This window comes from Nonlabens sp. (genome assembly GCF_965660805.1).
Taxonomy (GTDB): domain Bacteria; phylum Bacteroidota; class Bacteroidia; order Flavobacteriales; family Flavobacteriaceae; genus Nonlabens.
On record NZ_CBFIBE010000005.1, the window covers coordinates 23635 to 35672 of the forward strand.

Genomic DNA, 12038 nt, shown 5'->3' on the forward strand with positions numbered 1-12038 from the left:
ATCTTTGTGCATGCAAAAACCGCAACGCCTTTATTACCTCATTAAGCTGCAATACCTGGGATTCCGTTTTCATGGCTGGCAAAAACAGCCAGATGTTCCTACGGTAGAGAAAATGGTGAAACGCACGTTAAGATTTGTGCTGGATCACCCTAATTTTAAAGTACTTGCCGCTGGAAGAACTGATGCAAGAGTATCTGTTAACGAGACTTTTATAGAGTTGTTTCTAGATGGAGACGCGCTGGATCTTAACACCTTTCTTGATGAGTTCAATCTCAATTTACCTAGTGATATAAGAGCACTAGATGTAAAAGAAACCACGGCAAATTTTAACGTCATACAAAATCATAAAGAGAAGGAATATATTTATTTATTCTCGCATGGAGAGAAATTCCACCCATTTTGTGCCTCATTAATGGTGTACATGAAAAGTGAATTAGATATTCCTTTAATGCAAAAAGCAGCACGCCTTTTTGAAGGAACACACAATGTATGGTCCTACACTTATAAACCTACAGATACAACAGATACGATAAGGACTATTTCTTCCTGCTACATTGAAGAAAACAACTTGTTTACGGCAAATTTTTTTCCAGAAAAGAGTTTTGTTTTTAGAGTTACTGGAATGGGATTTAAGAGACATCAAGTGCGTTTAATGATGGGCGCTTTATTTGACCTAGGGATGCATAAAATATCTCTGGAACAGTTTAAGGAAACCCTAGATGGTAGTAAAAAAATCCATCTATCACATATCGCTCCTGCCAGTGGACTCATGCTTTACAAAATGGAATTCAAGAACTAGTTTTTAATTTGTCATTAAAAATGTCAACGCCTAGAGTATGAAAGGCGCCTAGAAAGGCCTTAAAGAATTTTATGGGATATTATTGATTTTTAATAAGTAATCTACCTTCCCAGGTTTCTTCAACATTAATAGACGCTGGAGCAGATTCTAAAATAACATCTCCATAGCCCACTATGCTACCAGCGATGTTTTGTTTTACGTCCAGTTGCCAGTTATTACTACCACGATGAAATATTTGAGCATTCTGAATTTCTAATTCTTGGGCAAACAGCTGTCCGTCTCCAGAATACCATTCTAGACCAGCATTTTCCACCTGACCACTTAGATAAAAGTTGCTCAAATTATTAGAAACCAAACGTAAATTATTGACATCTAGATCTAGATAAAAATCTCCAGTACTATTAAAATCTGACTGAAAGTTCTCTGAAAATAAGGTCAGCTCATCAAATTCTAAAACACCTATAGATCTTATATCAAATCCTGTACTGCTTCTTATTTCCTTTAATTCAGGAACAGTAACTGTAACGGTAGTTAGTTGATAATCTCTCACAAGATTACAGCCATTAGTATTTTCAATAATAAGCTCATTATTAACTATAGTAACGCTTATATCATTTATAAGATGTTCTCCTGTTTCTACCATCACTTTTTGAGTGGCGCCTTGTTTAATTTTTAAAGTAATGCGTTCTCGTACTATTATTTTTTCAAAAGGAGCTACTTCAATTTCTTGTTCCATAATGGATCCTGCGCTTTGAAAACAGTCTGGGCTATTTGGGTTATCGCATTTGCTCAACACCAGTACTAATATTAAAAACCACATTATCCTCATAATCGATATCCTATCCCTATGCTCAGCGCCTCAGCGCTTGCCGCGTGTGACTTGAGCGTTATACTTGCCAGCCAGTTATTGTTTAATCTGCGCTGTAGACCTATTCTATTATAAATAGTAGAACCATAATTTATCTCATCATATATATAATACCCTAAATAAGTCAGCACACTGGTTTTACCTATATGTAATTCATGACCTGCAAAAAGACCTACTCTAGCTGTGTTTTCCTCACCTGTGATACCGCTATTAGGAAAACTATTAGCCTGAAAATCTCTATATTCTGTTATAAAATCACTGAGCATGAGCTCTGTACCGGCATGAATAGAACTTTTTTTACTTAATCGCTTGTCTGCATAAAAACTCATGGTATAAAAAGGGAACTGACCGCTACCACGCACGTTACTTTCATTACGGCCATACCTTAACACCACATTAAACCCTATAGGTTCTGAATATTTTTGCTTTTCCCAGTTTTTATATCTTGTATTTTCAGGTTCTAGCGACCAGTTAAGGCCTAGATTAAAAAGTAAGGAGTTTGTAGAAGTGTTAGGTTCTTTAATATTTCCATTAGAGTAATGAATTAAGGTCACTCCAGCATGAACACCTAGTGCACCTATGAGATTTTCTTTGCGATAACTAGCTTGCACATAAGTAGCACTGGTTAAACGCGTTCCATAAGCAACATTTCTAAAATTAGTAACCGGATCATAAGGATTAGTCATATAAGCCACGCCAGTTCCCACACCATATTGTAGCTGCCTGTTAAACGCATAAAAGTTATAATGCGCATAAATGGCTAGCGCTTCACCTAAGGACTCATTTTTTAAATCTTGATAAGAAAAAGTAACGCCAAGATCTGGAAATCCATACAGTGATTGCCATTCTTTCTTACCATAAGTACGTTTATTAAAACGGAGCAATATGCCTTCAGGATGACCGGTGATTAAATGAGATATATCTGGATTGTGTTGAAGTATCGCTCCATAAAAATAGCTTGCATCTATGGAGAATGAGCGGGATTTAATAGGCTCGTTAGACTGTGCGAGAGACGCTTTCGCGAAAGCGAAAAAAACAAACACGATGCACCAATTTTTCATAGTGCTAAAATAGAAAATAGTTTATTGCTCTGGTGCTAATTCTACTACAAGTCCTTCCAAGTCTGTAGTAATAGGAATTTGACAACCCAAGCGACTGTTATCTTTTACATGCAGTGCTTCCCATAACATAGCCTGTTCATCATCATTGCGCTCACCTAGATCGTGATCACTTTTTATATAAACCTGACAAGTCGCACACATGGCCATACCACCACAAACAGCCTCAACGGGCAGTTCATAAGCCTTACATACTTCCATGAGATTCATGTTCATATCTGTAGGTGCTTGCACAAGGTGCTCGACTCCTTCTCGATCTATAATGGTGATATTAACGTCTTGTTCCATTAAGCTCCTATTTTTTTAATAACAGCTTTTTCTGCCTCTTTACGAGAACCATCAAATCCATCTATTCCACCTACGGTAGTATATTTAAGAACGTATTTTTTATTAGGATTCATTCTTTGGTAAACACTCTGACACATTAATGTAGCTTCATGAAAACCGCATAAAATAAGCTTTAATTTACCTGGATAGGTATTTACATCTCCTATGGCATAGATCCCTGGAATGTTAGTTTGGTAATCCAGTGTGTTATCCACTTTAATCGCATTTTTCTCAATCTCAAGTCCCCAATTTGCAATAGGTCCTAGTTTAGGCGACAATCCAAAAAGTGGCACAAATGCATCACATTGAACTTCTTGAACCTTTTTAGCTTCATCATGAATCGTTATGGTAACAGATTCCACCTTTCCTTCACCTTTCACATCAGTAACCTCAGCTGGTGTCATGAGGTTGATTTTATTTTGAGTCACTAAATCTTGTACTTTTTCTACACTATCTAGCGCTCCGCGGAATTCTTCACGTCTGTGTACGAGAGTTACTTCACTTGCAACATCGGCCAGGAAAATGGACCAGTCTAGGGCACTATCTCCACCACCAGCGATGACTACTTTTTTATTTCTATAAACTTCTGGGTCTTTTATCATGTAAGCCACACCATGGTCTTCATAATTTTCTATGCTTTCTATTTGTGGTTTACGTGGTTCAAAAGAACCTAGTCCACCAGCTATGGCTACAGCGTTTGCATGGTGCTTAGTTCCTTTATTAGTGGTAACTATAAAAGTGCCATCTTCTAGTTTCTCGATATCTTCGGCACGTTCTCCTAATGTAAAACCTGGCTGGAACGGTTTAATTTGTTCCATGAGATTATCCACTAAATCGCCTGCGAGTACTTCTGGAAAACCAGGAATGTCATAAATAGGCTTTTTAGGATATAACTCGCTACACTGTCCACCTGGTTGTGGTAATGCGTCTATTAAATGACATTTTAATTTGAGCAATCCTGCTTCAAAAACGGTGAATAAGCCCGTAGGACCTGCGCCTATTATAAGAATATCTGTTTCAATCATAACTGTATACTACCTTCTTTAGATCCTAATTATAGGATATTACAAAGGTCGGAATCATAAAGGTTGTAAACAAGTGTACTGGAGTTATTTAAAAAATGAAATAACTTCTATTATTGCTTAACAATCACAAATTCAGATCTTCTATTTAATCGATGTTTTTCTTCTGTACAGTCTACATTATCAGCACATTCATTCACTAGAGCGCTCTCTCCTAAACTTTTAAAACTTAATCTGTTTGCGTTTATCCCTTTTGAAATAAGGTAATTATAAATTTTATTAGACCTTCTTTTAGAGAGCCATAGGTTATATTCATTACCTGCTCTACTATCTGTATGTGATAGAATCTCCAGCTCAACTTCTGGATGTTGCTTTAGAGTTTCTACCATATCATTTAATTTTTTAATTGTTGCACTAATCAGTACCGAGCTGTCCAAATCAAAGTATACAGGATCAAAACTTAAAGTAGTATTATTTGCGCCAGGAATTTCAGGGCTTTTTATTAATGTGATTTCAGGTAATGAAGTTGAAGTATTTGTTACAATATTAGAAAGTGTGATTTTTTGGGACTCATAACCTTCTAAACTAAATTCAACTACATAATCTTGATCTTCTAAAAACTGATTTAAATAATACTCACCCTTAGCATTTGTAGTATGAGTTGCTATAATATTACCAGTGTCATTTTTTAAAGTAATTAGGGAATTTTCTATAGGTTGGTTATTTTCATTTACTAAAATCCCACTTAATTTTTTAAATATCTTTTTAGTAATGAAACTATGGATTTTAAAATCCATTGCATCTATGGTTTTACTGCGTCCTATGAAACCTTTATCAGCATTTGCTGAGGTAAAAACCATAGAAACCTCGTTAAACTCTGTGTTTATAGATTCACCTAAATTCATTGCTCGTGCATAAGAGCCATTTTCATAAGTGGATAAGAAAAAGTCATAGCCGCCTAAGGTATTATGACCGTTTGAAGAAAAATATAAGCTGTCATCATTTTTTGCAAAGACAGGGAAATTTTCATCAGCACTCGTGTTAACGCCTTCACCTAAGTTAATGGGATCTCCTATAGCGGTTCCATCTTCATTTAATTCTATTCTATATAAATCCATGCCGCCATAACCACCGGGAATATTACTGGCAAAAAATAAAGTGTTACTATCTTCTTTAAAAAATGGTGATTCATAAGAATATTCATCTCTTATAAATGATAATTCTGTAATGTCTTCCCATTTCCCATAACGCTTTTTATTCATGGTTGATTTATATATCTTCTGATTTTTATCACCACGAGTGGCCCTAGAAAGGTAAGATGATAAACCATCTTCAGACACATAAATATTCATCTCTTGATCTATAGAGTTTAAAAATCGGGAAAAGAGGTTTGCTTTTTTAATATGCTCATTTAAACCACTTATATCATCTGGATTTTTATGTATTTCCCAACAATATAATTCGTTTGATTTTGCTTTATTATCGAGACCACTGGTAACTATTAAATCATGCCTTACTAGATAAGCAACTGGATAGCCCTCATAATCAAAATCAAAAGTATTGTAGTGTAAAGAATAATCAGGTTTAAGGTCATTATTTTGGGCAACTGTTACTGCAGTTATTAAAAAAACAACGATGTAAATAACTCTCATAAAAATTAATTAGAAAATGATTTTAGAATAAGCTTTCAAGAGATGCACTAAATAAAAAACTATTCAAAGTTTGAGGAACATTTAATCAAAAGCAGCTTATTCCATATCGCTCAAAAATATAAAATTAATCAAGATATATTTATACGGCTCAATTTCTTAACTTCGCACATTAATTTACAGGAAAGATTTGGCTGCTTGCGACCTCGTTTTGACTTCTATCAGAACACAAACGCTAAAACAGTATACTGCGGGATCGCATATAGCCCTTTATTTCTTATTTTTTTAACCTGAAAGTGGATGTTCATTCCGCTTTCGCGAAAGCGTAATAAAAAAAATATGCCTTATTTATTTACAAGTGAATCTGTTAGTGAAGGACATCCAGATAAAGTGGCTGACCAGATTAGTGACGCCTTATTAGATAATTTTCTTGCCTTTGATCCAGAATCAAAAGTGGCCTGTGAAACTATGGTTACTACTGGTCAAGTAATTCTAGCTGGTGAAGTTAAATCCAATACATACATAGACGCACAACACATTGCTCGTGAGGTCGTTAACAAGATAGGTTATACCAAAGGAGCTTACCAGTTTAGTGGTGATTCTTGTGGTGTGATTTCCTTAATCCACGAACAGTCGCAAGATATTAATCAAGGTGTAGATCGTGAGAAAAAGGAAGAACAAGGTGCTGGAGATCAAGGAATGATGTTCGGTTATGCAACGGCAGAGACGGATAATTACATGCCGCTAGCCTTAGACATTTCGCATAAAATACTGATTGAGCTGGCAAAATTACGTCGCGAGATGAAGGACATTACATATTTACGTCCTGATGCAAAATCGCAAGTAACCATAGAATATAGCGATGATAATGTGCCGCAACGCATAGATGCGATTGTGATTTCTACGCAGCATGATCCTTTTAATGAAGATGATGATGCCATGCTCTCGCAGATTAAAAAGGATCTGGTAGAAATATTAATTCCAAGAGTGATTGCACAATTACCAGCTTATGCACAAAAGCTTTTTAATGATCAAATCACGTATCACATTAACCCAACTGGGAAATTTGTTATAGGTGGACCTCATGGTGATACTGGACTTACAGGTCGTAAAATTATCGTAGATACTTATGGTGGAAAAGGTGCTCACGGTGGTGGCGCATTTTCTGGAAAAGATCCATCTAAGGTAGATCGTAGTGCTGCGTATGCTGCACGTCACGTAGCTAAAAACTTAGTCGCTGCTGGATTAGCTAGCGAAGTGTTAGTACAAGTTTCTTATGCCATAGGTGTGGTTGAACCTACTTCTATTCACGTAGATACTTATGGAACTTCTAAAGTAGATTTAACTGATGGTGAAATCTCTAAAAAAGTGGCTCAAATTTTTGACATGCGACCAGCTTCTATAGAAAGACGTTTGCAATTGAGAAACCCTATTTATTCTGAAACTGCTGCTTATGGTCACATGGGACGCAAACCACGCATAGAGACTTTAGTTTTTGAATCGCCGTATAATGGTCGTGTAGAAAAAGAAGTAGAGCTATTTACTTGGGAAAAATTGGATTATGTGGATCAGGTGAAGGAAGTTTTTTCTTTGTAGTAATTTAAAACTTATTTCTATTTATAGGTACGGACTTAAGTTCGCACCTATAAATATCAAGATATAACAAACGCCTCGTGAGATTTACGAGGCATTGTTTTTTTAATAAACCTTCTCACCAGTCTTTAAATACCGTTCCCATTCTTTAGAAAACACATGAACTTTTTCTGTTGTGTTTCCGTCGCTATCTACAACATCATTGCCAGCATCTTTCCATGAGAAAATACTACCATGCAAATTAAAAACGCGGCTAAACCCAGCATTGAGTAACTCTTCTCCAAAGTTTTCACTTCTTACACCAACTGTGCAATAAACCACAATAGGAAGATTATCTGGAATATTTTTCAAATCCTTTTTGTTCAGTTTTTCACCTACCCAAATAGCGCTAGGCAAATGGCTTACCTCGTATTCTGCTTTTTTACGGGTATCAAGAATGGTAAACTGATCGTAATTTTTTTTTAATTCCTCTACGCTTATATAAGGAACTGTTTTCTGATTATAGACAGTTAATAGGCTTTCTATAGATTGAGCTTCAACACTAAATGTAGAAATCGTAAATAAAAAAAATAGTAGTTTTTTCATTGATCTATAAATCTAACGATTTCCCTTGCAACAACCGTTCCTGCTGCGGTAAAATCTCCATGTTATCCCAAATTCCAGTTTCTAACGTAACGGCATATTCTTTAGGTAAATGGTTTTTTCTCATGTGGTGAATTGCCGTTTGATGATCATAAATCACTGGAATATGTGTCGCTTTAAATCCATTAGTATCATCCAGAATCATTGCCCAAGTATTGGTTGTTCCATCATTTGCAGGCATTCCTATCACGCCTGGATTGAGCCATAATAAGTTTTCATAGCGGTCTTTAAATGGCAATCCGCAATGTCCTGCGATGATGGTATCCACCACGAGATCTTGATAACTTTCTATCTTCTCTGCCCAGTCGCTGGACTTGAAAATAAACTGCGACACCTGATCTGCACTTCCATGCACGACTCCTATATTCCTGCCGGCATATTGAAAGGTGATGTGATCTGGCAAGGTGTTGAAATATTGCTTTGAGGATGAGGATAAGTTCGCTTTCGCGAAAGCGTACCAAATTTCACTAAATCCATCACAACGAGATCCTGCGGTAAAATCACATCCACAATCTTCCTGACCGTCACGCAACTGAATTTCTACATTACCCAAAATACTGTAAGCACCCCAATTTTTAAAGCTGTCTAAAGTTTCTTGCGGTTGACCACAATACCCTATAATATCACCAGTGCAAATGCAGTTTTCTGGAGCGATATTATGTTCATCAGCTAGCTGAATCACAGCTTCTAAAGCCTGTAAATTGCTATAAACACCACCAAAAATGAGCATTTTACCACTTTTATGACCTAAATCTTTTACTTTTTGAACCATGTAGGAATTAAAAAAACAATGAAACTAAGAATGATACCATAAAAATTTACCCATAATAATAGGGAATATTTGCCAGTTGTATGGATGAATGGTTCTGGAAATATTTCAAAAATGAGTAAAAACCCAAATACCAAACCTGTGATTACAGAGAGAAAATAACTGATTTTAGGTGCGTTACTCTGCCATAATAAAAACACAGGTGTAAGTCCTATGACCATGGTACCACTTATGGTGGTGGCACTTAAAATTTCTGCATCCAGGAAGACAGGAATGGTTCCTAAAACAGCTACTAAAACCATCGTCACTCTGCCAAAGCTAACGGTATTACCAAGTCCTAAATCTAGGGTGAGTAATTTTGAGAAACTGGAAAATGTGCTGTCTAGTGTGCTGGCCGCACTGGTAATCATGATGAAATTGATGATGAGCAATAAAACAACTCCTAGTTTTTTTGCCACCTCAACAGCAGCTTGTCCTTTTAATCCTGCTTGCTGTGCATACACACCTACTAGACTAAACAGCACAATACAAATGCCGCCTAAAAATGCTGCCCATAAAAAGCTTTTTCTAGTAATTCTGGGCGAACTGATAAAACCACGATCTGTTAATACTGGATCATGAAAGGGATAACTAAAACTTTGCAGAAACGCAGCAAAAAACAGGTTTAGTCCTAACTCCATAGTCCATGAGCCACTGTTCATCATGGTAGTAACCTGAACTTCTGGCTCACTAAAAATGACACCCAAAATAATGATGAGTAATACCGAAAATAACACCATCTGGATGACATCTGTAAAAATAGAACTGCTTAATCCACCTTTTAGGGTGTAGGCTAAAGTTAGTAAGGTAAAAACAACAATAGCCGCATAGTAAGCCGTGCTGCCCATGTCACCAAAATAAGTTCCTATCACCATCGTGTTAGACCAGACTTCATTAAACAACCTGAAACTGATTAAAACAGAAAAAAGATTCACCGCAGTTTTACCAAACTTGGTCATCAAAAAATCATGAATACTTTTAAATCCGCCTTTTACACGTAGTTGATAGATCACAATTCCTGCTACCGCAAAAGACAGGTAATAACCAGCATAAGCAACGCCACCTACGAGCCCAAATTCTAATCCTAGATTAGCAGTATTTGTAATACTTTTTGCAAAAATCCATGAGATAATCAAACTACCAGTAAGCATGAACATGCTAGGCGCTTTACCACGATGTTGTGCTTTAAAAAAAGTCGCTACGTCTTTAGCATGCGGTGCAAGTATGAAAAAAATCACACTGCTCGCTATGATGAGTAACCACTGAAGGGTTGATGTATCTTTTAAGAAGTCCAAGTTTAAGTTTAAGTTTAAAAAAATGTCAATTCGAGCGCAGTCGAGAATGGTTTAAAGAAGTATTTTCAGTTTCGACATAATTTTTTAATAATTTGCTTCTAAAACCCCCTTTGCCTATCGGTATTTCCCTCAAGGGAAACTGTTCTAAAAGCATTTCAATTTCATTATTCCTTAATCAATATTCGTTATTCAAGTTTAAGTTTATCACTCAACACCGAAACCGCTTCTTTCCCCAACCTTAAAGGGTGGAAGCTAGCCTAATAATGTTTTTCTAGACGAAACCTACCCTTTAGGGCTAGGGAAAGGTTTCGACATAATTTTTTAACAATTTGCTTCTAAAACACCCTTTGCCTATCGGCATTTCCCTCAAGGGAAACTGTTCTAAAAGCATTTCAATTTCGACATTCATTATTCCTTAATCGATATTCGTTATTCAAGTTTAAGTTCCAATTCATCACTCATCCCACCACACCGGCACATTGATATCATTATCATTTGTTGCTGCAGCTGCGGTATTATAATTATCTGCGTTTAGTGCTGCTTCTTCTGCAGGATAAGGCATTCTTACTGGAATCAAATCATTATTTAAACTAGCTGATACGTTTTTAAGTGCTGGAAAACCAGTCCTGCGCCATTCGATCCATCCTTCATAACCATTGATTATACTTGCGATCCATTTTTGGGTGATGATTTGTTCCACAGGATCGTTTCCATTTGCATTATAAGCTCCGATTGTCGTTAGATAATCAACTGGTAATTGTGTGTTCCAGTATTCATAAGCCTGTGTTACTCCAGTTTCATATAATGTTTGTGCTGGAGCTGTGATCAAACCACGCTGTGCAGCTTCAGCAAGCAAAAAATTAGTTTCCCAAGCGGTCATATAATTTGCATCTAGCATTCCTGTATTTTCTCTAAAAATGGTTCCTGCCAGTGAAAAATCGGCCAATAACACCGAGGTAGATGATGCATCAATACCGTTTAATAAACCTTCATAGTCATCACCGTTTCCATTATTAGCTCTAGGTCTAAAAAGGACATTGATACGATCATCATCTAGATCTTCCAGAATTTCTTCCATAGTTTCACTCAATACAAAATTCCCAAAATCTCCAGCTCTCAATCGCGCCATACGGAAGTTATTAGGCTCACTATCTGTAAAATTAAACACGGCGTTTTGAGTATTATCTGATATGTAATTGCCATCATCAAAAAGCGCTTGCAATCTAGCACTCACATTCTCTTTATCAGAAATACGCATCAAGGCTTTAATCTTCAAACTATTTGCAAACCGTACCCAAGCATCTAAATCACCATTAAAAAGGACATCACCATTTAATCCTATGGATCCAGAGTAGTTTTCAATCGCTGCAATTCCTGCATCTAAATTGTCTAAAATACCACCTGGTTGTAAGTAGATATCTTCTTGAAGATCATAAACTGGCTGTACAATTCCTTCTTGTCCACGGAATGCTTCACTATAAGGAACATCACCATAAATATCTGTAAGTCCGGCAGTCATGTAGGCTTTAAAAATTAATGCTGGTCCTTCATAAACAGCATCTGCTTCATTAGTTCTAGATTGATTGATAATGATTTCATTATCTCTTAAATTACGGTAAAAAATCGCCCATGGATTACCACCTAATTGCGGACTTTTCAATGCATGTCTATCAAAAAGATTGAAATCTAATGCCGTCATGTGCTGGCTTAACAATCCACCAGCGACAAAACCTTCATAAGACATTTCCTCTCCATAGTTATAAATTACCTGACGCAATAGTAAACTAGGTTGCACACTTACTGGCGCGTTGGTATTGGTATTGATTTCTTCAAAGTCTTTTGTGCAGGAATTTATGATTAGACTAATAAAAGCTAACAATGCTATATGTTTATATGTATGTTTCATTTTCTTAATTC

Annotated in this window: 11 protein-coding genes; 2 read left to right on the forward strand and 9 right to left on the reverse strand. The window is 36.4% G+C overall.

Features of this window, described 5'->3' with window-relative positions; genetic code table 11:
• Positions 1 to 10: 10 nt before the first annotated feature.
• Entirely contained in the window at positions 11 to 799 is a 789-nt protein-coding gene (locus tag ACTF48_RS02470) for a tRNA pseudouridine(38-40) synthase TruA (RefSeq protein ID WP_438961553.1), read from the forward strand.
• A gap of 79 nt (positions 800 to 878) precedes the next feature.
• On the opposite strand, the gene ACTF48_RS02475 is transcribed toward ACTF48_RS02470, so the two are convergent.
• The 5 genes from ACTF48_RS02475 to ACTF48_RS02495 form a co-directional block, all read right to left on the reverse strand.
• Positions 879 to 1619, reverse strand: coding sequence for a head GIN domain-containing protein (locus tag ACTF48_RS02475; RefSeq protein WP_438961554.1), 741 nt, complete (start codon positions 1617 to 1619; stop codon positions 879 to 881).
• A 5-nt stretch (positions 1620 to 1624) separates the two neighbouring features.
• Positions 1625 to 2728 carry an acyloxyacyl hydrolase gene (locus tag ACTF48_RS02480; protein WP_438961555.1) on the reverse strand — a complete coding sequence of 368 codons (1104 nt, stop codon included), beginning with the start codon at positions 2726 to 2728 and terminating at the stop codon, positions 1625 to 1627.
• 21 nt (positions 2729 to 2749) lie between these two features.
• A complete protein-coding gene (locus ACTF48_RS02485; protein WP_438961556.1) occupies positions 2750 to 3073 on the reverse strand; it encodes a 2Fe-2S iron-sulfur cluster-binding protein in 324 nt (107 codons plus the stop codon).
• Positions 3073 to 4137, reverse strand: a complete 1065-nt coding sequence (locus ACTF48_RS02490) for an NAD(P)/FAD-dependent oxidoreductase (RefSeq protein ID WP_438961557.1) — start codon at positions 4135 to 4137, stop codon at positions 3073 to 3075. The genes ACTF48_RS02485 and ACTF48_RS02490 overlap by 1 nt, the downstream gene beginning before the upstream one ends.
• A gap of 110 nt (positions 4138 to 4247) precedes the next feature.
• Entirely contained in the window at positions 4248 to 5786 is a 1539-nt protein-coding gene (locus ACTF48_RS02495) for an OmpA family protein (RefSeq protein ID WP_438961558.1), read from the reverse strand.
• A gap of 336 nt (positions 5787 to 6122) precedes the next feature.
• Here ACTF48_RS02495 and metK point away from each other — a divergent pair, with 336 nt between their 5' ends.
• Positions 6123 to 7379, forward strand: coding sequence for a methionine adenosyltransferase (gene metK, locus ACTF48_RS02500; RefSeq protein WP_438961598.1), 1257 nt, complete (start codon positions 6123 to 6125; stop codon positions 7377 to 7379).
• Between the two features lie 102 nt (positions 7380 to 7481).
• On the opposite strand, the gene ACTF48_RS02505 is transcribed toward metK, so the two are convergent.
• The 4 genes from ACTF48_RS02505 to ACTF48_RS02520 all read right to left on the reverse strand — a co-directional run bounded on the left by ACTF48_RS02505 (position 7482) and on the right by ACTF48_RS02520 (position 12027).
• Positions 7482 to 7961: a rhodanese-like domain-containing protein gene (locus tag ACTF48_RS02505; protein ID WP_438961559.1), complete on the reverse strand. Its 480-nt coding sequence runs from the start codon at positions 7959 to 7961 to the stop codon at positions 7482 to 7484.
• A 4-nt stretch (positions 7962 to 7965) separates the two neighbouring features.
• A complete protein-coding gene (locus tag ACTF48_RS02510) occupies positions 7966 to 8790 on the reverse strand; it encodes a metallophosphoesterase family protein (protein WP_438961560.1) in 825 nt (274 codons plus the stop codon).
• Positions 8775 to 10064: a sodium:solute symporter family transporter gene (locus ACTF48_RS02515; protein ID WP_438961561.1), complete on the reverse strand. Its 1290-nt coding sequence runs from the start codon at positions 10062 to 10064 to the stop codon at positions 8775 to 8777. Before ACTF48_RS02515 ends, ACTF48_RS02510 begins: the two co-directional genes overlap by 16 nt.
• Positions 10065 to 10575: 511 nt before the next feature.
• Entirely contained in the window at positions 10576 to 12027 is a 1452-nt protein-coding gene (locus ACTF48_RS02520) for a SusD/RagB family nutrient-binding outer membrane lipoprotein (protein WP_438961562.1), read from the reverse strand.
• Positions 12028 to 12038: the final 11 nt, after the last annotated feature.

Excerpts from the sequence above, each read along its gene's own strand:
- ACTF48_RS02480 (WP_438961555.1), bottom strand. The coding sequence starts at position 2,728 with ATGAAAAATTGGTGCATCGTGTTTGTTTTTTTCGCTTTCGCGAAAGCG.
- ACTF48_RS02520 (WP_438961562.1), bottom strand. The coding sequence starts at position 12,027 with ATGAAACATACATATAAACATATAGCATTGTTAGCTTTTATTAGTCTA.
- ACTF48_RS02490 (WP_438961557.1), bottom strand. The coding sequence starts at position 4,137 with ATGATTGAAACAGATATTCTTATAATAGGCGCAGGTCCTACGGGCTTA.
- ACTF48_RS02495 (WP_438961558.1), bottom strand. The coding sequence starts at position 5,786 with ATGAGAGTTATTTACATCGTTGTTTTTTTAATAACTGCAGTAACAGTT.
- metK (WP_438961598.1), top strand. The coding sequence starts at position 6,123 with ATGCCTTATTTATTTACAAGTGAATCTGTTAGTGAAGGACATCCAGAT.
- ACTF48_RS02470 (WP_438961553.1), top strand. The coding sequence starts at position 11 with ATGCAAAAACCGCAACGCCTTTATTACCTCATTAAGCTGCAATACCTG.
- ACTF48_RS02485 (WP_438961556.1), bottom strand. The coding sequence starts at position 3,073 with ATGGAACAAGACGTTAATATCACCATTATAGATCGAGAAGGAGTCGAG.
- ACTF48_RS02505 (WP_438961559.1), bottom strand. The coding sequence starts at position 7,961 with ATGAAAAAACTACTATTTTTTTTATTTACGATTTCTACATTTAGTGTT.
- ACTF48_RS02510 (WP_438961560.1), bottom strand. The coding sequence starts at position 8,790 with ATGGTTCAAAAAGTAAAAGATTTAGGTCATAAAAGTGGTAAAATGCTC.
- ACTF48_RS02475 (WP_438961554.1), bottom strand. The coding sequence starts at position 1,619 with ATGTGGTTTTTAATATTAGTACTGGTGTTGAGCAAATGCGATAACCCA.